Genomic DNA, 19,841 nt, shown 5'->3' on the forward strand with positions numbered 1-19,841 from the left:
GGGGCGACGAGTGGTCAGGACGCGGCGGGGACCTTCGCGGACGCGTCGTCCAGGCTGCGGAGCTCCTCGGCGCTGAGCTCCAGGTCGGCGGACGCCAGCAGCGCCGGCAGCTGCTCGGTGTTCCGTGCGCTCGCGATCGGCGCGACGACGTCCGGCTGGGCCTGCAGCCACGCCAGCGCGACCGAGGCCATCTCGGCCCCGTGCGCCTTCGCGATCGTGTCGAGGGCATCGACGACCGCCAGGCCCTCGTCGGAGAAGTAGCCCGACACCTGCCCTTCGCGGTCCTTGCCGGCGAAGTCGTCCTTCGTCCGGTACTTGCCGGTCAGGAAGCCCGCCGCCAGTGCGAAGTAGGGCACGACCCCGAGACCCTCGGACGCCGCGAGCGGGGCGATCTCCGACTCGTAGGGCTCACGGGTGACGAGGTTGTAGTGCGGCTGGATCGCGACCGGTAGCGCCAGCCCGTTCTCCTTCGCGATGCGGATCCACTCCTCGGCACGCGAGCGCGAGTAGTTCGAGATCGCGGTGTACCGGACCAGGCCCTCCTGCACGAGCTGGTCGAACGCGCGCACGGTCTCCTCGAGCGGGGTGTCCTGGTCGTCGAAGTGCGCGTAGTACAGGTCGATGCGGTCGGTGCCGAGCCGCTCGAGGCTCGCGCGGGCGGCTGCTGCGACGTTCGACGCCGACAGACCGCTGTACTGCGGGTGCTGCGAGACCTTCGTCGCGATCACGACGTCGTCACGCTTGCCCGATGCGCGGAGCCACGAGCCGATGACCCGCTCGGACTCACCGCCCTCGTTGCCCGGCGCCCACGCCGAGTAGACGTCCGCCGTGTCGACGAAGTCGCCGCCGGCCGCGGTGTACGCGTCGAGCACCCGGTGCGAGGTCTGCTCGTCGGCGGTCCAGCCGAAGACGTTGCCGCCGAGGGCGAGGGGGAACACGTGCAGGTCGCTGGTTCCGATGCGGGGCATGGGGATTCCTTCCGGTGCGGTACGGGTCCCGTCCACGCTATGCCCCGGTTCCGTGCACGTCGCCAGCGGGTTCCCGGTGTTGCATGAGGGCATGACCACCCTCGCCGACGACCTCACCGACCCCCGCTCGTCCGTCCGGCTCCGCGCCGTGATGGCCGCCGGTACCGACGCACGGGTCGAGGACCTCGAGGTGCTCGTCGGGCGCTGCGCCGTCGAGCCCGACCTGCAGGTGCGCGAGGCCCTGACCTGGGCACTCGTCCGGCTGCCCGCGGAGACCGTCGTGCCCCGGCTGCTCGACGAGCTGCACCGCCCCGAGGCACAGGCACGGTCGCAGGCGCTCCACACCCTGTCGAAGATCCGTGACGCGTCCGTGTACCCCGAGGTCGCCGAGCGGCTCGGCGACGACGATCCCGGCGTGCGTCGGACGGCCTGGCGTGCGGCCGTCCTGCTCGCACCCGGCGACGAGGGACCCGCCCTCGCCCGACGGCTGGCCCGCGAGCTCGGCCAGGGCGACCGGGAGACCCGGCTCGCGCTCAGTCGGGCGCTCGTCACGCTCGGTGAGGACGTCGTCGCCCCCGTCCTGACGGACGCCGCGGAGCGTCGCGGTGCAGCCGTGCGCGAGCACGTCGCCGAGACCGAGCGCCTGCTCGCCGACCCCGACGCCGGGTCGGCCCTCGCGCTCGAGCGCGCACGACGTGAGATGGCGCTCGGACGCGGCAAGCGCGCATCGGGGTGACCGGGTGACGGACGGGAGGCCCGTGGCCGCGCCGCCACGAGCCTCCCGTCCGTCACGTGGTCCGTGCGCGCCGGTCCCGCCGTTCCGGGGCGGGCTGCGGAAGACCCGGATTCGGGTCGACGAACAGGTCCGATCGGCTTGCGCGCGCCGATCGGAGCGCGCCAAGGTGGGTGTCGAAGGGGAGTAGCTCCCAGCGCGTGCATCGACACACTGGCCATCAGGATGATCGGCCCGGTGCACCACCTGCCGGTCCCACCCGGCGGGCGAGCGAGACCTTCGGCCGTCCTGCCGTGCCGAAGCGCTCCCCACCCCTGCGCGATCGGTGCGGCCCGACCAAGGGACCACCCCGTGATCGACACCGCACCCGTCCGCGCCGCCGAGGCCGGCGCACCGACCGCCCGCATGAGCCGCAGCGCCTGGGGGCGCATCGCGATCTGCATCGTGATCGCCCTGCCCGCCGTCGTCTTCCGCGTCACCGGCTTCGCCCCGAACCCCGTCGTCGACCTGCTCGTCTTCGGCGGCGCGGTCGTCGCCGCCTCGTTCCTGCTCGCCTGGGCCGCCGAGGCCGCCCAGAAGGACATCTCCGGCGCGCTCGCGATCGCGATCCTCGCCCTCATCGCCGTGCTGCCCGAGTACGCCGTCGACCTGTACTACGCGTTCCGCTCCGGGTACGACCCGTCGTACGAGCAGTTCGCCGCCGCGAACATGACCGGGTCGAACCGGCTGCTGCTCGGGTTCGGCTGGCCCCTCGTCGTGGTGATCTCGCTGCTCGTCGCCCGCCGGTACGTCCGTGCCGGGACCCTGCCGAGGTCGGCCACGAGGGTGCTGCAGCTCGAGCAGTCCTCGCGGCTCGACATCGGGTTCCTGGCGCTGCTGGCGGTCGTCGCGTTCCTCATCCCGCTGATGGGCTCGATCCCGCTGTGGTTCGGGTTCGTGCTGCTCGCCGCCTTCGTGGCGTACCTGTGGCGTGCCTCGCAGGCGCCGGACGACGGCGACGACGAGGAGATGGTCGGCATGGCGGGGAACATCGCCTCGATGCCACAGCGTGCGCGCCGGTGGACGATCGTGGCCCTGTTCGTCGTGGCCGCCGCCGTCATCCTGTCGTCCGCGGAGCCGTTCGCCGAGGCCCTCGTCGCATCGGGCAGCGCCCTCGGCGTCGACAGCTACTTCCTCGTGCAGTGGCTCGCGCCGCTGGCGACCGAGGCGCCCGAGTTCATCGTCGCCGCGCTCTTCGCGCTGCGGGGGATGGGTGGTGCGGCGATCGGGACGCTCATCGCGTCGAAGGTCAACCAGTGGTCGCTGCTCGTCGGCTCGTTGCCGATCGCGCACGTGCTCGGTGGTGGGACCTCGGGCGGGCTGCCGCTCGACGGACGGCAGGTCGAGGAGTTCGTCCTCACCGCGTCGCAGACCGTGCTGGGCGTGGCGATCATCATCGCGCTGCGCTTCCACCGGTGGTCGGCGATCGCCCTCGTGGCGCTGTTCGCGGTGCAGTTCGTCGTGACGGACACCAGCGGGCGGTGGGTGTTGAGCGGCGTGCACGTGGTCGCGGCGCTCGTGGTGCTGTGGGTGAACCGGGCGTCGATCCTGCCGACGCTGCGGGCCCCGTTCCGGCGGGCGGTTGCGACCGGCGCCTAGCGGCGGCGGGACCGGCGGGCCGCGCGGCGGGCGGGCCGCGGGACGGGCGTTCCGCGCGCCGAGCGCTCTGGTCGCACGACGTGCCGTCGGCGGGCGTTCCGGTCGCACGACGTGCCGTCCGTGGCGGAGGTGAGCGGCACGTCGTGCGACCGGGTCCCTGGGTCTGGAGGCGCGGGGCGGGCTGGCGCCGGTCCTCCCGTCCGGTGGGTGCGCGGTCGGCGCCACCGGCTCGCCGGTCCCGGTCGCACGACGTGCCGTCGGCGGGCGTTCAGGTTGCACGACGTGCCGTCCGTGGCGGAGGTGAGCGGCACGTCCTGCGACCAGAACAGTGCTGGCGCGACCGCCGGCGGGTGCGGGGCCGGCGCCGCCGAACGGCCGTCAGTCGGCGTCGGGAGCGAGCCAGATGGCCGAGGCGGCTGCGGCGGGGAGGTCGACGAGGGACTCCTCGCCGTCGGGGGACCGGCGCGCGACCGCGATCACGCCCGCGTAGTCCCGCACGCGCTCGACCCGCAGGTGCGTCCCGAGCGCGACCCCGAGCTCGTCGAAGTACCGGAGCAGGGCCGGGTCGTCGTCGGACACCCGGTCGACGATCCCGCACGCGCCGGGCTCGATCGACCCGAGCAGTGTCCCCGGGGACGACGGCACGGTGCCGTCCGCCGCGGGGATCGGGTCGCCGTGCGGGTCGTGCGTCGGGTGGCCCAGGTCGGCGTCCACCCGGTCGAGGAACGTCTCCGACACCGCGTGCTCGAGGGCCTCGGCCTCGGTGTGGACCTCGTCCCACGAGTAGCCCAGCCGCTGCACCAGGTAGGTCTCGATGAGCCGGTGGCGTCGGACCATCGCCACGGCGACCTGCTGCCCGAGCGGGGTGAGCACGACCCCGTAGTAGGGGGTGTGCTCGATGAGGCCGTCGCGGTCGAGCTTCCGGAGGTTGCCCGACACCGTCGAGGCCGAGACCCCGAGCGCCGCCGCGATGTCCCGCGTCGCGAGTCCCTCGCCGCCACGCTCGCCGGCCTTCCACACGAGCTTCACGTAGTCCTCTGCCATGGTGGAGAGGGAGGGCAGGCGCATGCGTCAATGGTACGGACGACGGGTGACCACGACGGCACCCGTCCGGCGTCGCCGCTGGCCGGTGCCCGCGTCGCTCCTGCTCGGTCTCGCGCCGCTCGTCGCCTTCGCGGCCGTCAGCGCCTGGCGCTCGCGGCCGAGCGACGACTACGGCACGCTCGGGCAGACGGTCGAGAGCGTCGTCGGGGCGCTCGTGCTGCCCGAGGGCATCGCGGTGCTCGTGCTCTGCGCCTACGTCACCGCCCTGGGCTGGTGGCCGATCGCGACCGTCGACCGGCGCCGGACCACGCTCCGCTGGACGCTCACCGCGCCGGCCCTGATCGCCGCGGTCTGCCTCGCGCGGCTACCGCTCGTCGAGTGGGACGCGCAGCCGGTCGGGTACTTCGTGCTGCTCGCGGTCGGGGTGCTCTTCGTCGGGGTGTTCGAGGAGCTGCTCACCCGCGGCGTCCTGCTCGTCGGACTCCGGCGGCGGTTGCCCGAGTTCGGTGGGTGGATCGGGTCCTGCGTGCTGTTCGGGCTGCTGCACTTCCTCAACGTCCTCGCCGGTGCCGGGGTCGGGGTGACCGTGGTGCAGGTCGTGTTCGCGGCGTCGTTCGGGTCGACGCTGTACCTGGCTCGGCGGGTGACCGGCAGCCTGCTCGCGCCCGTGCTGCTGCACGCCTGCTGGGACTTCGGGTCGATCGCGGTGTCGGCGACCGTGCCGACCGGGGACCTGGTGCGGATGGTGCCCGCCGGGGTCATCGGGCTGTTCGCCTTCGCGGTGCTCGCCCTCGGGGTGGCCGCCGGCGGCGTGGTCGCGTGGCGGGACGACCGGGGCCGTCGCCTCGGGCGCCGGTGGCGGACGGTCCCGCCCATGGGGGCGCTCGCGGTGCAGGTGGACGAGCCGCGCCTCCCGTCCGCCGTCTGACGCGACCGCCCTCCGGCGGACGCCGGGCGCTGCGAATGCGCACAGCCTCGGGCGCGGTTCACCCCCGGGTGGGGGGCCGTTCGCCGTCCGGCAACCACCCGTCCCTAGGTTCACCCTGTTTCCACACCGGTACAACAGGAAGGGGCGTCGCCTCCGGGCGACCACCACCACATGCGCAGATCCGCCCTCCGCGGAGTGACCGTCGCCGCCGTCGCGACGGCACTCGTCGTCGGGTCGCCGCTCGCCGCCCAGGCCGCGACGTACCCGAGCGACTCCACCAAGCCCGACCTCGTGTCGCTGCTGAACGGCTACGACCAGTACTGGACGTCGAGCGGGAAGAACGACCTGCACGGCACCGTGAACGACCCGGCGACCCTGGCGACGAACGACCAGCTCACCTCGTGGATCAACCAGCACGCCACGAAGGCTCAGCAGTTCCGGGCGCTGCAGGACGCCGAGTACAACAACGCCGCCGGCACCGCGTACGACCAGTCGTTCACGGTGTCGCAGGGCCTCGGCGACGTGCTGAGCAAGTTGTTCGTGCAGGGACGCAACGACGGCGACCTCCCGCTCGTGAACGCCCTCATCAACTCGTCGAACGGCACGAGCGGTGCCTACGTCGGCACCGGTGACGCTAAGGCGCACTACAGCTACCCGCGGCCGTACCTGCCGTCGGACCCCCAGGCGACGCTGCCCGCGGGCGACGACACCGCGAGCTGCAACCCGGCGACCGTGAACGCCTCGTCGCTCGCCGCGAACCGCACCGGCAAGGCCTGGGCGGACGCGAAAGGCAACCTCACGATCACGCGCGTGCCGGCCACGACCGACACCACGCACGAGTTCTCGCCGAACGACGTCGTGCTCGACGCCGGCTACGGCCAGAAGGGCATCTGCACCGGCGGCTCGTACCCGTCCGGGCACACCACCACGGCCTACCAGGCGGGCATCACCCTCGCCACGCTCGTGCCCGAGCTCGCGCCGGAGATCCTCGCCCGCGCCTCCGAGGCCGGCAACGACCGCATCGTCCTCGGCGTGCACTACCCGCTCGACATCATGGGTGGACGCATCGACGGCGAGGCCGCCCTGGCCGCCCGCTGGTCCGACACGCAGTACCGCACCGAGGTCCTCGAGCCGGCCCGTGCCGAGCTGACGAAGTACCTCGAGGCGCAGTGCGGCGGGACCCTGGCGGAGTGCATCGCGGCGGAGAAGCCGTACACCGACGACCCCTACGGCGGCCAGGCGATGCCCGGCGGCACCGCGCAGGTCGTCACCGACCGTGCCTCGGCCGTGCAGGTCTACCGCGAGCGCATGACCTACGGCTTCGCGAAGACCGGCACCGCAGGGCTCGCCCCGTCGGTCCCGACCGGCGCGTCGAACCTGCTGCTGTCGACCTTCCCGACCCTGACCGACGCGCAGCGCACGCAGGTGCTCGCGCAGACCGAGATCGCCTCGGGCTACCCGCTCGACCAGTCCGGCACCGCGAACGGCTCGTGGGAGCGTCTCGACCTGGCGGCCGCGACGAGCGCGACCGTCGCCGTGAGCGCGGACGGCACCGCGACGGTCGTCTCGACCGGTGGCCAGGCCCGCGTCGTCTCCGGTGTGCTGACCGCCCCCGAGGGCACTTCCGTGCAGGCCGGCAAGGCGATCGCCCTCGCCGGCACCGGACTGCCCGCCGGCGCCACCCTGCAGGTCGTCCTGCGGTCCGACCCGGTCGAGGTCGGCACGCTCACGGTCGGTGCCGACGGCACCGCGACCGGCTCGGTGACGATCCCCGCGGACACCACGGTCGGCGCGCACACGCTCGACCTGGTCGACGCGTCCGGCGACTCGGTGCTCGTGACGCCGCTCGCGATCGACGTGACGGCGGCGCCGAGCGCGGGTGGCTCGACCGGTGGGACGGGCACGGGGACCGGCAGCGCCGGCACCACCGGCACGGTCCCCGCCGGCGTACACCTGCCGGTCGTCAGCGGCTGACACCCGCCCACCGACGGACGGGAGGCACGTGGCAGGCCCGGCCCGCTCCTCCCGTCCGCATCCACCGGACGGGAGGCACGTGGCCGGTCCGCCCCGCTCCTCCCGTCCGCATCCACCGGACGGGAGGCACGTGGCCGGCCCGACCCGCTCCTCCCGTCCGCATCGACCGGGCGGGAGGCGCGTGGCCGGCCCGCCCCGCTCCTCCCGTCCGTCGTCCCGCTTCCCACCTCTCGCACCACCGGAGATCCCCGTGCCGCACCGCAAGACCTGGACCACCGTCGGCGCCGCCGTCGTGGTCGCCGCCGCCGCGATCGCGGTGCCCGCGCTGACCGGCGCCACCGGCGGCGAGGCCGTCCCGGCGACGACCCACCGCCCCACTTCGACCGCGAGTACTGCACCGGCCGTGCCCGCGGTCGACGCAGCGGCGCTCGCCGCACTGCCCGAAGCCCGCTACTCGGCCGTGGTCGGCGGCCTGCTGCCCGTCGACCGGACCGTGTCCTCCGCCGAGGTCTTCCGCCTCCGCGCCGACGCCCCGCTGTTCGGGAGCGACCGGCAGCACCCCGTCGCACGCTTCGCGGCCACGGACTTCCTCGGCCAGCCGACCACGGTGGTGGGCCTGCGGCGCGAGGGGGCGTGGGAGCTCGTCCTCACGCCGGCACGGCAGGCGCTGCCCTCGACGGCGGGCGGGCACGCCGCCGCGCAGACCGCCGCGTGGGTGCCCGCGGCGACGCTCGAGCAGCAGGCGACACCGACGTCGCACGTGGTGATCTCGACGACGGACCAGACCGTGTCGATCGTGTCGTCGACCGGACAGGTGTCCCGGAGCTTCCCCGCCGGGGTCGGCACGACGGACACCCCGACGCCGACCGGGGTGACGGGCTACCTGGAGCAGCGGTACGTCGACCCCTCGCAGGGGACGGGCGACCACCCGATCCAGCTGACGTCGCTGCACTCGAGTGCGGACGACGAGCCGTACGGCGGGTCGGACGGCGGGCTCATCGGGCTGCACTGGAACGCGGCGGCTTCGGGGGCGGTGTCGCACGGGTGCGTCCGGCTGTCCGCCGACGGGGTCGCCGCGATCGACGCGCTGCCGCTCGGGACGCTCGTGACGGTGGAGTAGCGGCCGCGCCGGTCCCGGCGCCGGTCCCGGCCCGGTGCCGTGTCGGCGCCGGTGTGCCTCGATTCTTCCGCGAGAGCGACAGACCGCCGCGAACGGTTGCGCGCGTTCTGTCGCTTTCGCGGACCACTCGAGCCGTGAGCCCTGCGCCGTGAGCCGCGTCCTGGTGCGCACCGCGGGCCGTCGGTCGGGGGGCGGCGGGTACGCTCGGGCCGGTGACCGACGGGACCGGACCGATGCCCCGCACCGTGCTGTCCGGGGCCGGTGCGTCCGTGCGCCGGCTGGTCCACATCTCGCGGCCGGTCCTGTGGATCAACACGATCGGCTCGGGGCTCGTCGCCGTCTGGCTCACCGGTGCGCTGTTCGACGTGCGGGCGCTGCCGGTCCTGATCTGGCTGACCCTGCCGTTCAACCTGCTCATCTACGGCGTGAACGACGTCTTCGACCAGGACACCGACGCGACGAACCCGCGCAAGGGCTCCATCGAGGGGGCGCGGATCCGGCAGTCGGAGGTGCGGCTCATCCTCTGGGCCGTCGCCGTGACCAACGTGCCGTTCCTCGTCGCCTTCGCGGTCACGCTGCCGCCGCTCGCGACCGCCGCGATCCTGCTCTACGCCGTGGTCTTCGTCTGCTACTCGGCGCCACCGCTGCGGTTCAAGGCCCGGCCGTGGTTCGACTCGCTCAGCAACGCCGCCTACGCGCTGCCGCTGGTCATCGTGCCGTTCGCACTCGGCGACCAGCCGGTGTGGCCCGCCGCCGTCGGCCTGATGGCCTGGAGCGTCGCCAAGCACGCCTTCGACGCCGTCCAGGACATCGTCGAGGACCGCGACGCGGGCATCACCACGACCGCGGTCCGGCTCGGGCCCAGGGGCACCGCCCTGTGGAGCGGGGCGTGGTGGCTCGTGTCGACGGTGTTGTTCGCCCTGGTCAGCCTGCCGGTCGCCGCCGTCAACCTGCTCATCGCCGGTGTCCTCGTCGTGCGCTTGCTGCGCGACCCGACGCCGGAGACCGGCCACCGCCTGTACCGCCTGTCGGTCGCCTTCCCGTACATCGCGGGGTCCTTCGCCGGGGTGCTGCTCCTGGTGTCCATCGTGCTCGGAGGTTCCCGGTGAGTCGCATCGTCGTCGTCGGAGGCGGGATCGGTGGTCTCGCCGCAGCCGCCCTGCTCGCCCAAGCGGGGCACCGGGTGACCCTGCTCGAGGCCTCGGACCGGCTCGGCGGCAAGAGTCGGCGCATCCAGCTCGGCGAGGACCGGATCGACACGGGCCCGTCGCTCGTCACCTTCCCCGCGGTCTGGGACGAGCTGCTGCGGCGGCTCGGGGACGGCCCGGGCGGCAGCGGTCGTGTGCTCGAGGACGGGCACCTCGACCTGGTGCGCATGCCCGAGGTGGGGCGGTACTTCCACCGGGGTGAGGAGACCGCGCTGCCGGTCGCACCCGACCACCCCTGGTACCCGGCATGGCGACGGTTCGCCGACCTGCACGCGCCGCTCGCCGACGACGTCACCCGGCTGCTGCTCGCCGACCCGCTCGACCGGGCTGCCTTGCCGGCCGTCCGCCGACTGCTGTCGGTCTACGGCTCGCGGCTCACCACGCGCGCGTACCTCGACGGGTTGCCCTGGCTCCCGGACGGGCTGCGCGAGATCATCGCCATCCACACGCTGAACGCGGGGGTGTCCCCGGCGCGCACCCCGGCGCTGTACGCGAGCATGCCGGCGATCATGGCGGAGACCGGTGCCTGGGTGCCGGAGGGTGGCGTGTACGAGGTCGTGCTCGCCCTGCAGCGACTGGCCGAGGCAGCGGGGGTCGACGTCCGCACCGGCGAGGCCGTCACCCACATCGACCGCGGCGGCGTCACCACCGAGGGTGGACGCCACGTCGCCGACCTAGTGGTCAGTGCGCTCGACGCCGACCGGCTGGCCGCGCTGGCCGGTCCGTCCCCGGGGTCGTCACTGTCCGGGCCGCTCTCCGGGGCGCTGTCCCGCTCGCGTTCCCGCGCGCTGTCCTGCAGCGCCGTCGCCCTGTACGGCGTGCTCTGCGAGGAGCTCCCGGAGGGCCTGGCGACGCACAGCGTGGTGCTGCCGACGAAGCCGGACGCACTGCACCGGAGCCTCGAGGCGGGCGACGAGCCGGCGGACACCATGGTGTTCGTCAACCACTACCGCGCGGGTGAGCTCTCCCCGAACCCGCACGGCACCGTGGGGGTGCTGCTCACCGCACCCGCGGACGGCGCGCACTACACGGTCGACCACCCCTTCGTGCGGCGCGAGGTCGAGCGCGTGTCGACGGCGCTCGGCCTCGACCGGCCGGTCACGGACCTGCTCGACGACCACGTGGTCCTCGACCCGGCGTACTACGGCACCGGGGGCGAACCGCACGGGGCGCTCTACGGGGCCGCGCGACCGCCGTGGCAGAGCGGCCCGTTCCACCGGCCGACCTACCACGACCGGTGGCGGCCCTGGCTGTGGCGGGTGGGCGCATCGGTGCACCCCGGTGGCGGGATCCCGGCGGTGCTCGGTGGAACGATGATCGCGACGCAGCGACTGCTCCGGTCGAACCCGGCCTGAGCGCGGTCCCGGTCCGGCTGCTCCGCTACAGCTCGACCTCGATCGGCTCGGCGCGGACGAGCTCGTGCACGCCCGCGATGACCTCGCTCGGGCGGAACGGGTAGCGGTCGATCTCCGCCTGGTCGCTGATGCCCGTCATCACGAGGACGGTGTGGAGCCCTGCCTCGATGCCGGCCTGCACGTCGGTGTCCATCCGGTCGCCGATCATGCCGGTGTTCTCGGAGTGCGCCCCGATCCGGTTCATCGCCGAGCGGAACATCATTGGGTTCGGCTTGCCGACGACGTACGGCTGCTTGCCGGTGGCCTTCTCGATCATCGCGGCGATCGCCCCGGTCGCCGGCAGGACCCCTTCGGCGCTCGGCCCGGTCGCGTCCGGGTTCGTCACGATGAACCGTGCGCCGTCACGGATGAGCCGGACGGCCTTCGTGATCGCCTCGAACGAGTAGTTGCGGGTCTCACCGACGACGACGTAGTCCGGCGCGGTCTCGGTCATGATGAACCCGGCCTCGTGCAGCGCCGTCGTCATGCCGGCCTCGCCGATCACGAACGCCGAGCCCCCGGGCATCTGCGAGCGGCAGAAGTCCGCCGTGGCCAGAGCTGACGTCCAGATGCGTTCCTCGGGCACCTCGAGCCCCGACCACCGCAGCCGGGCGCTGAGGTCACGGGGCGTGAAGATCGAGTTGTTCGTCAGGACGAGGAACTCGGTCCCCTCGTCCAACCACTGCTGGATGAGCTCGGGAGCCCCCCGGCAGTGCCTGGTTCTCGTGGACGAGCACGCCGTCCATGTCGGTCAGCCAGCACTCGACTTCGTCGCGGGTCGCCATGGCGTCAGCGTACTGGCACCACTGCGCGCCGAACCCGATGGTCACCCGGCTGTGGAGAACTGGCCGACCGGACACCGAGCGCAGTTCGGCTTTGGGCTACGATTTTCGGGACACGTACCGGATCAAGGAGGCCTCCCCGTGCTCGTCGACCCCGGCAACCCGACCGCCCAGCCGCGCGCCGCCGCCGCCGGCAGCACCGCCGCCGACTCCGCACCCCGGCGCCGCCGCGGACGCCCGAACGTCCTGAGCCGCGAGCAGGTGGTCGACGCCGCAACCGCCATCGCGAACGAGGAGGGGCTCGACCGCCTGTCCTTCCGCGCACTCGGTGCCCGCCTCGGCGTCGCGCCGATGACCGTGCACCGGACGATCGGCGGCCTCGACGACCTGCACGCCGAGCTCGTCCGCCGCACCGTCGACGAGTTCACCGCGACCTTCGTCTGGCCGGACGACTGGCGCTCGGTCCTGCACGTCTTCGCCTGCACCTTCCGCGACCTCATGCGCACCCATCCCCTGGTGCTCGAGTCCCACAGCCAGCGTGCCCCGCTCGCCTCCACCGAGTCCGACGCCGTCGTGGCCAAGGTCGTCGGCGCCCTGCAGCAGGCCGGCCTGCCGCAGCGCGAGGCCATGTACGCGTTCTTCGTCGTCTACGACTTCGTCGTCGGGCACGCCGGCGTGCAGGTCGGCCGCGGCGACTCCGACGCAGGCCGCCCCGAGCGGCACCGGGTCGTCGGCGAGATCCTCGGCGAGCACTCCTACGACGACCGCTTCACACTCGGCCTCGAGATCATCACCGCCGGCATCGAGGCCCGCGTCGCCGCGCACGGACCCCGCCGCGGAGACGTCGCCGCGCACGGCACCCACGGCGGAGACGCCGCCGCGCACGGCACCACCACGTCGTGAGCACGGTCGACCCGCAGCAGGTCCGCCGCGAGCGCGAGGCCCGGTACCGCGGATCGACCACCGCCCTGACGATGACCGTCGTCGGCGCCGTCCTCGTCGTCGCCGCGGGCGCCGTCGGTGGACTCGCGGTCTCCGGGTTCGTCCTGCGCGTCCGGACGGCGATGGTGAACAGCGTCTTCTCCGACAGCCCCGACCCGGACCCCCACCTGTGGGCGGCTCCCGTGGCCGTCGTCGCCACCCTGGTGGCCGTCGGCGTCCACACGAGGTGGAACCACCGCTGGTCCGGACGCACCACCGACATGGTCGGCCCCGGACCGCTGCCGCTGTGGCTCGTCGGCGCCACCGCCTGCACCTGGTGGGCGACCACCACGCAGTGGCCCGCGCCCGACCGCGTCGGCGTGGCCGTCGACCCGACGTTCGGTCACGACGAGACCTGGGGCGCCGGGACGTGGATCTGGTACGCGTCCGTGTGGTGGCTCCCCGGCCTGTTCACCGTCGTGGCGGTCCTCGCGCTCGTCGCCGGCGGGACGACCCGGATCGGCGCCGGTGCTCGTCGCGCCCGGCTCACGGACGTGCTGGCCGACGGCCGTCGCACCACGGGCGAGGTCACCGCCGTCAGCGGCGGCACCACGCCCGACGCGTCCCGGACCCTGCTGCGGTGGACGTTCTCGTTCGTGGACCTGCACGGCGTCCGGCGCTGGGTCGAACGCACCGAGGGCTTCACGCACGGCACGGCACCGGTGCCCGGCGAGGCGGTGACGGTGCTCTACGACCCGGCCCGCCCCGGTGACCGCAAGCGCATCTTCACGACGACCGGCAGGGGCGACGAGCCCGAGGAATTCCTGCGCCCCGGCACGATCTGACACCGGTGGTCGGACGGGAGGCGCGGGGCCGGCACCCTACGCTGGACCCGTGACAGGACGTCCGGGTGTCGACGCGCGGGTCGAGCGGGCGCTCGCCGTGTTCGCCGCCGGTGACCGTCGCGCCGCCTGGGAGACGCTGACGACGATGGCCCGGCGGGACCCCTCCGAGCCCGCCTGGCGTCGGGCCCTCGTGCAGACGTACCGGGCCGCCGGCCACCCCGACCAGGCCGCGCGGTGGGGCGCCGCCGAACCAGGGCTCCTCGACGACCGGGAACGGCGGCTGCTCCAGCGCGTCGCGGCCCGTGCGCGGACGGCGGCGGAGCTCCGGTCGTACCTCGCGCTGCCGGTCCTGCCACCGGAGCTCGACGCACTGCTCCCGCCGCGCGCCGAGCAGCGTCGGCACCGACTCGGTCCGCTCGCCGGCGGGCTCGAGAAAGGGGCGCTGGTCGTGTCGTCCGTGCTCGCCGGCCCGGCGATCGCGATCGGCATCGTCGTGACGCTCGTGCGGGCGTTCCTCGGCGACCCGTCCGCACACGACGTGGCACAGGTGACGGCCGCGGGCGTGCTCCTCTCGGTCGCGGGGGTCGGGGCACTCGTGCTCGTCGCGTCGGTGCTCCGCGGCCGCTGGGTCCGGGCGGCGCTGCTGTTCGTCGCCGTGGCGGCCGCGGTGGTCCTGCTCGCTGCCGCCGACATGACCTCGTCGGCGCCGTTCGACGGGGCGGCCCTACCCTGGGCACCGTGACCGCACAGCCCGAACCGTCGCACGAGGCCACGACCAACGGCATCGGACCGCACCCCGAGCCGTGGCCGGACGACCCGCGGCTCGACCCCGAGCTGCTGGCGACGGGGGACACCCGGAACGTCGTCGACCGCTTCCGGTACTGGTCGATGGACGCGATCGTCGCCGAGCTCGACACCCGGCGGCACGCCTTCGACGTCGCGATCGAGAACTGGCAGCACGACCTGAACATCGGTTCGATCGTGCGGAGTGCCAACGCGTTCCTCGCCGGCACCGTGCACATCATCGGGCGTCGGCGGTGGAACAAGCGCGGGGCGATGGTCACCGACCGCTACCAGCACGTGCGGTACCACCCGGACGTCGCCGCGTTCACGGCCGCGATGCACGACGAGGGCCGGCCGGTCGTCGCGATCGACAACACCCCGGGCGCCGAGCGCATCGAGACCGCGGCGATCCCGGAGCGCTGCGTCTTCCTGTTCGGGCAGGAGGGGCCGGGGCTCACCGACGAGGCGGTCGCCGGCGCTGACGCGCACCTCGAGATCACGCAGTTCGGATCGACCCGGAGCATCAACGCCTCGGCCGCTGCGGCGATCGTCATGCACGCCTGGGTCGTGCAGCACGCGGAACTGCCCACCGACTGACGCGCTCGGCGGGCTGGCGGCGGTCAGCGGGCGGCGGTCGTGCGGCGGGCGACGAGGCGGGGCTCGACGAGGGTCTCCTGTGCGGGGGCGTCCGGGTCGGCGATGCGGGCGAGCAGACGCTCCCCGGCGCCGCGGCCGATCTCCACGCTGCGGTCGTCGATGCTCGTCAGGCCGACGTAGGACGACGCGGCGAGCGGGGTGTCGTCGTAGCCCATCACCGACACGTCCTCGGGGACCCGCAGCCCCCGCGCGACGAGCCCGGACATCGCGCCGAGCGCCATCACGTCGTTCGCCGCGAACACCGCCGTCACGTCGGGGTGGGTGTCGAGCAGGTGCCCGACCGCCTCGGCGCCGGCCTCCTCGGTGGGCTCCACGGGCATGACGTGGGTGACGAGCGAGGCGGGCGACGGGGCGGTGGTGACCCGCGCCTCCAGGCCGGTGAGCCGCTCGGCGGACGCTGCCGAGCGTCCGCCGACGAAGCCGATGCGCGTGTGCCCGAGGGCGAGCAGGTGCTCGGCCGCCATCCGGCCTCCGGCGCGGTCGTCGTTCGCGACGGTGTCGGCGCGGGGGAGCACCGCCCGACCGCCGGCGACCACGACCGGCATGCTCGCCGGGATCGCGAGGTCGGTGTCGGGCTCGCCGGCGATGACAATGCCCTCGACGCGCATCGACAGGAAGCCCTCGACCGGTGACGCGTCGAGCCCGGTGTTGAGGAAGCGGTCGGCGACCACGAGCCGGTGTCCCTGGTCCTGCAGGGCCTCGCGCAGGCCGGTGAGCAGGTCGACGAACCACTGGTTGCGGAAGTCGTCGAGCACGACGCCGATCGTGCGGCTGCGGGTCCCGGCGAGCGAGACGGCGGCAGTGCTCGGCCGGTAGTCGAGTTCCTGGATGGCGCGGAGGACGGCCTCGCGGCGCTGGTCGCTGACCTTGGGGGAGCGCTGGAGCACGAGCGAGACGAGGGACTTCGAGACCCCTGCGCGTGCCGCGACGTCGTAGATGGTCGCCGGTTTGCCGTCTGCGGTGGCGGACCTGCCGTCTCCCATGATCTCCCTCGACCGGTAGTGGTGTCCCTCGATCGTAGCCGCCCCGCCGCTCGCGGTTGTCAGGACATGGCGGGGCGGGTCGCGGCGGGGTGGCGGCGCGTGGCGCGACGTGCTCGTGCACAACGGAAAGCACGTCGCGCCACGCGTACACGTGGTGCGACGTGCTTTCCGTTGTGCAGCCCGCTCGGGCCGGGGCCCGGGCCGGGGCCCGACCGGGGCCCGACCGGGGCCCGCCCGGGCCGGGGCCCGACCGGGCACGCGCCCGGGCGCTACCCGATCAGGCTCGGCCGCAGGTCGCGCAGCGTCCGCGAGCGGGTCTGCCGCGCGGTGACGACGTACGACACGAGCAGCGCGCCGAGCAACCAGCACGCGAGCACCCCCGCGTCGGACCACACCGCCGCGAACGACCCGCCGTACATCGTCTGCCGGATCGCGTCGACCGAGTACGTCATCGGGAGCGCGAAGTGGAGCGCCGCCAACGGCCCCGGCAGCGTCTGCCACGGGAAGGTCCCGCCAGCGGTGACGAGCTGCACGAGCATGAGCACCAGGCCGAGGAACTGCCCGACCGATCCGAGCAGCACGTTGAGCGCCATGATGATCGCCGCGAAGGTCGCCGACGCGAGCACCATGATCGCCACCGTCGGTCCGGCGTGCACCACGTCGAGGTCGAGCGCGAACCGCACGATCAGGAACAGCGCCGCCATCTGCACGAGCCCGAGGATCGCCGGCGTCAGCCAGCCGCCGAGCACCACGCGCAGCGGCTTCTTCACGGCGGTGATCGCCCGCTTCGAGATCGGCTTGAGGATGAGGAACAGCGCGTACATGCCGATCCACGCGGCGAGCGAGATGAAGAACGGCGCGAGGCCGGCGCCGTAGTTCGACGCCGCGGCCACGTTGTCGTCGCCGACCTTGACGGGGTCTGAGATGACGGACGCCTGCGAGTTGCGCTGCGACGCCGTGGACGCCGGGATCTTCGTGCGGCCCTGGTCGAGCTTCGACGCGAGCTCCTTCGAGCCGTCCTCGAGCGACTGCAACCCGGTGGACAGCGAAGCGGCGCCCGACGCCGCCGAGGCCGCGCCGTCGGCGAGCGAGGCGGCGCCGGAGGACAGCGTGGGCGCGGCAGCGGCGAGCTTCGACGTGCCCGCGGCGACCTGCGACGAGCCCGACGCCAGCTGCGAGGCACCGCTCGACGCCGACGCGATGCCGTCCGCCAGCTGCGGGGACGCCGCAGCGAGCGCGGACGTGCCGGCAGCGACCTGCGCCGACCCGTCGCGGAGCTGGTCGACCGCGGACTTCGTCGACGCGTAGGTCTGCTTGGCCGAGGCGCCGGCACCGTTCACGTCGCCGACGGCCTTGGTGATGGCGTCCTGCTGCGCCTGCGTCAGCGTGGCGCCCTCGGGCAGGTTCGCCGTGATCTGGGCGAGCACCGCGGTCGCGTCGATCGGCTGCACCGCGTCGACGTCGGCGCTGACCGAGTCGACCTCGTCCGCGAGCGCGGCGTTGCCCGCCGCGACCCGCTGCGCGCCGTCGTTCAGCTGCGCGGTCTGCGACGGCAGCGACGCGGTCTGCTGCTGGGCCGACTGCAGTCCGGACGCCAGGGTCGAGGCGCCCGACGCGACCTGCTGCGCGCCGTCGTTCAGCTGCGCGGTCTGCGACGGCAGCGAGGCGGTGCCGGACGCCAGCTGCGAGGCGCCGTCCGACAGCTGCTGGGTGCCGGTCGCGAGCGACGCCGCACCGTCCGCCGCCGTGGTCGCCCCCGACGCCAGCTGCCCGGCGCCGTCGACGGCGTCGCCCAGGCTGTCCCGCACGTCGGCGAGCCCGACGAGCAGCGTCTTCGCGGCCTGCTTGCCGACCCGCTCGGCGACGGCCGTGCGCATGGTCTTGCCCGCCTGCTCCGCGATGGTCGACGCCAGGTACGAGTTCGTGTCCGCGGTCGTCATGACGAGTTCGGCCCGCTGCGGGTCGTCGCCCTGCGCCGACACCAGGTGCTCGGAGAAGTCGTGCGGGATCGTCACGACGAAGTCGTAGGTGCCGTTCCGCACGCCGGAGCGCGCGTCGGCCGCGGTCGTCTCGGTCCACTTGAAGTCGCCGCCGTCGATGGCCTCCTTCGCGACGTCCTTGCCGTAGTCGACCCGGTCGCCGTCGAGCGTCGCGCCGGCGTCCTGGTCGACGATCGCGGCCGGGATCTGGTCGAGCTTGGCGTACGGGTCGCGGTTCGCCCACAGGTACGCGCCGCCGTACAGCAGCGGCACCACCATGAGGGCGACGAACGCCAGCCTGGCGAGCGGCGTGGCGGTGAGACGCGCCAGCTCGGCGCGGATGAGCGAGGGGATGGTCACGCGGGTGCCTCCGTCGGGACGGTTGCGGGAGTTGCAGGGTCGGAGGGGCCGGACTGGAGGCTCGGCTCGCCCCCGTCGGTCCGGGTCGCGTCGTCGGGACCCTCGGTGTGGATCGTGTCGAGCAGCTGCTCGACGGTGTCGGCGGCGGCCTTCGAGGTCACGAGCACGACCGTGACGCCACGGCGGGCGACGTCGCGCACCACCGCGAACCAGTCGGCCACGGCGCCCCCGTGCCGCTCGGGCGCGGTGAGCACGATGCCCGTGACCCCGTCCCGCAGCAGCGCGAGCTCCACGAGCAGCCGCACCCGCACGCCGGTCGGGACCCGCTGCACGTGCGTGTCGGCGTAGTCCCGCATCCCGAGCTCGTCGAGCACGGTGTCCACGTGCTCGCGCGAGGGCCGCTGCCCGGCGAACGCCAGCTCCTCGCGCACGATCTTCCGGAGCGTCATGACGGGGAACGGCTCGGCGACCCCGGGGGTGTCCACGAGCGCGAACGCCGCACGGACCGCAGCGGCGTCCTCGTGCCCGTCGAGCAGCACCCGGCCGGAGTCGGGCCGCATCCGCCCACCGGCGACGAGCGACGCGAGCACGGGCGCCTGCTCGGTCTCGACGGCGACGACACCCGGACGCCCGGGGGCCGCGACGGCGGAGACGACGGGCAGCGCGGCGCCGGGCTCGTCGCCGATGCCGACGTGGTCGAGTTCGAGCGTCATGCGCGGGTCTCCTGCTCGGTCTGCGGTGCGGGTACGGGGGAGGCGGCCGGTTCGGACAGCAGCGCCGTGCGCCAGTCGATGCCGGCGGTGCCGAGCGCGGAGAGCACCACGGTGCGCCGCCCGGCCTCGTCGCTCGTGCCGGTCCGGGTGGCCTCGTCGAGGACGGCGATGCACGCGGCCTCGACGAGCCGTGCCAGCGACTCGGCGTCGACGTCGTCGCGCATCGAGCCGTCCTCGATGCCGAGCGCGCACGCCTGCCGGACCTGTGCGCGCAGCGGGGCGAAGACCTCGGCCACCGCCTCCGCGAAGGGGCTGCGGACGGCCACGCGGGCCATCGGGCGGACGTGCGACACCTCGGACCACAGCGCGACCGCGAGGGCGGCGAGCCGTGCGGCCGGCGGGAGCGCTCCGAGTGCTGACGAGTCGGGCATCGCGGCGGCGATCCGTGCGGCACCGGCGGTCACGACCTCGCGCACCAGGTCGTCGCGGGAGGGGAAGTGTCCGTAGACCGCACGGCGCGAGAGCCCGGCGGCGGTCGCGATGGTCTCGAGGCCGGCGTCCGGGTCCTGCTGCAGGACGCGCTTCGCCGCCTCGATCAGGGCAGCGCGGTTCTCGGCGGCGTCCCGTCGGGGAGCGCGCCCGGGCTGGTCGGCGGTGGTCCCGCCCCTGGTCGTCCTGGTCACGACACCAAGCGTAATAACATGCACACCACTGTGCAAGTTAGCAGGTGACGTACCCCCGAACGAGGGCCAGTCCCCCAAAGTGCGGACTGTTCCACCTGTGAACGAACGCATAACTTCACAGGAATTCC

At 73.8% G+C, this 19,841-nt stretch carries 17 protein-coding genes and 1 pseudogene; 11 read left to right on the forward strand and 7 right to left on the reverse strand.

Annotation, left to right across the window (positions count from 1 at the left end; translation table 11 throughout):
• Positions 1 to 14: 14 nt before the first annotated feature.
• A complete protein-coding gene (locus tag LCG91_RS02500; protein ID WP_224442369.1) occupies positions 15 to 968 on the reverse strand; it encodes an aldo/keto reductase in 954 nt (317 codons plus the stop codon).
• 91 nt (positions 969 to 1,059) lie between these two features.
• Here LCG91_RS02500 and LCG91_RS02505 point away from each other — a divergent pair, with 91 nt between their 5' ends.
• Positions 1,060 to 1,704, forward strand: a complete 645-nt coding sequence (locus LCG91_RS02505) for a HEAT repeat domain-containing protein (protein ID WP_224442370.1) — start codon at positions 1,060 to 1,062, stop codon at positions 1,702 to 1,704.
• A 348-nt stretch (positions 1,705 to 2,052) separates the two neighbouring features.
• Positions 2,053 to 3,339 (forward strand): sodium:proton exchanger, encoded by a 1,287-nt coding sequence (locus tag LCG91_RS02510; RefSeq protein WP_224442371.1) that lies wholly within the window; start codon positions 2,053 to 2,055, stop codon positions 3,337 to 3,339.
• A 378-nt stretch (positions 3,340 to 3,717) separates the two neighbouring features.
• On the opposite strand, the gene LCG91_RS02515 is transcribed toward LCG91_RS02510, so the two are convergent.
• Positions 3,718 to 4,407, reverse strand: coding sequence for a metal-dependent transcriptional regulator (locus LCG91_RS02515; protein ID WP_224442372.1), 690 nt, complete (start codon positions 4,405 to 4,407; stop codon positions 3,718 to 3,720).
• 22 nt (positions 4,408 to 4,429) lie between these two features.
• Between LCG91_RS02515 and LCG91_RS02520 the strand changes: the two genes are divergently transcribed.
• The 5 genes from LCG91_RS02520 to LCG91_RS02540 all read left to right on the forward strand — a co-directional run bounded on the left by LCG91_RS02520 (position 4,430) and on the right by LCG91_RS02540 (position 10,968).
• The gene (locus tag LCG91_RS02520) at positions 4,430 to 5,311 is read left to right on the forward strand and encodes a CPBP family intramembrane glutamic endopeptidase (RefSeq protein ID WP_224442373.1); all 882 of its coding nucleotides are present in this window, start codon (positions 4,430 to 4,432) and stop codon (positions 5,309 to 5,311) included.
• A 171-nt stretch (positions 5,312 to 5,482) separates the two neighbouring features.
• Entirely contained in the window at positions 5,483 to 7,285 is a 1,803-nt protein-coding gene (locus LCG91_RS02525) for a phosphatase PAP2 family protein (protein WP_224442374.1), read from the forward strand.
• A 250-nt stretch (positions 7,286 to 7,535) separates the two neighbouring features.
• Complete coding sequence (locus LCG91_RS02530; protein ID WP_224442375.1) at positions 7,536 to 8,405, forward strand: L,D-transpeptidase; 870 nt, start codon at positions 7,536 to 7,538, stop codon at positions 8,403 to 8,405.
• 212 nt (positions 8,406 to 8,617) lie between these two features.
• Positions 8,618 to 9,514, forward strand: coding sequence for a UbiA family prenyltransferase (locus tag LCG91_RS02535; protein ID WP_411955824.1), 897 nt, complete (start codon positions 8,618 to 8,620; stop codon positions 9,512 to 9,514).
• Entirely contained in the window at positions 9,511 to 10,968 is a 1,458-nt protein-coding gene (locus tag LCG91_RS02540; RefSeq protein WP_224442376.1) for a phytoene desaturase family protein, read from the forward strand. Before LCG91_RS02535 ends, LCG91_RS02540 begins: the two co-directional genes overlap by 4 nt.
• A 25-nt stretch (positions 10,969 to 10,993) precedes the next feature.
• Here LCG91_RS02540 and LCG91_RS02545 read toward each other — a convergent pair.
• Positions 10,994 to 11,792: pseudogene (locus LCG91_RS02545) on the reverse strand (HAD-IIA family hydrolase).
• Positions 11,793 to 11,930: 138 nt separating this feature from the next.
• Between LCG91_RS02545 and LCG91_RS02550 the strand changes: the two are divergent.
• From LCG91_RS02550 to LCG91_RS02565, 4 genes are read left to right on the forward strand one after another with little or no spacing between them, the layout of a single operon-like run.
• Complete coding sequence (locus tag LCG91_RS02550; RefSeq protein WP_224442377.1) at positions 11,931 to 12,692, forward strand: TetR/AcrR family transcriptional regulator; 762 nt, start codon at positions 11,931 to 11,933, stop codon at positions 12,690 to 12,692.
• On the forward strand, positions 12,689 to 13,555 hold the full coding sequence (locus LCG91_RS02555; protein WP_224442378.1) for a DUF3592 domain-containing protein: 867 nt from the start codon (positions 12,689 to 12,691) through the stop codon (positions 13,553 to 13,555). Before LCG91_RS02550 ends, LCG91_RS02555 begins: the two co-directional genes overlap by 4 nt.
• A gap of 49 nt (positions 13,556 to 13,604) precedes the next feature.
• Complete coding sequence (locus LCG91_RS02560; protein WP_224442379.1) at positions 13,605 to 14,297, forward strand: hypothetical protein; 693 nt, start codon at positions 13,605 to 13,607, stop codon at positions 14,295 to 14,297.
• Positions 14,294 to 14,935, forward strand: coding sequence for a TrmH family RNA methyltransferase (locus LCG91_RS02565; protein WP_224442380.1), 642 nt, complete (start codon positions 14,294 to 14,296; stop codon positions 14,933 to 14,935). The genes LCG91_RS02560 and LCG91_RS02565 overlap by 4 nt, the downstream gene beginning before the upstream one ends.
• Before the next feature lie 23 nt (positions 14,936 to 14,958).
• Here the strand turns inward: LCG91_RS02565 and LCG91_RS02570 are convergent, their stop codons facing one another.
• From LCG91_RS02570 to LCG91_RS02585, 4 genes are all read right to left on the reverse strand, one after another.
• Entirely contained in the window at positions 14,959 to 15,978 is a 1,020-nt protein-coding gene (locus LCG91_RS02570; protein WP_224442381.1) for a LacI family DNA-binding transcriptional regulator, read from the reverse strand.
• Between the two features lie 269 nt (positions 15,979 to 16,247).
• Positions 16,248 to 18,317: a YhgE/Pip family protein gene (locus LCG91_RS02575; protein WP_224442382.1), complete on the reverse strand. Its 2,070-nt coding sequence runs from the start codon at positions 18,315 to 18,317 to the stop codon at positions 16,248 to 16,250.
• Positions 18,314 to 19,030: a hypothetical protein gene (locus LCG91_RS02580; protein WP_058749758.1), complete on the reverse strand. Its 717-nt coding sequence runs from the start codon at positions 19,028 to 19,030 to the stop codon at positions 18,314 to 18,316. Before LCG91_RS02580 ends, LCG91_RS02575 begins: the two co-directional genes overlap by 4 nt.
• Positions 19,027 to 19,713, reverse strand: a complete 687-nt coding sequence (locus LCG91_RS02585) for a TetR/AcrR family transcriptional regulator (RefSeq protein WP_224442383.1) — start codon at positions 19,711 to 19,713, stop codon at positions 19,027 to 19,029. The genes LCG91_RS02580 and LCG91_RS02585 overlap by 4 nt, the downstream gene beginning before the upstream one ends.
• Positions 19,714 to 19,841: the final 128 nt, after the last annotated feature.

The organism is Curtobacterium sp. TXMA1, from assembly GCF_020162095.1.
In the GTDB taxonomy this organism is placed as follows: domain Bacteria; phylum Actinomycetota; class Actinomycetes; order Actinomycetales; family Microbacteriaceae; genus Curtobacterium.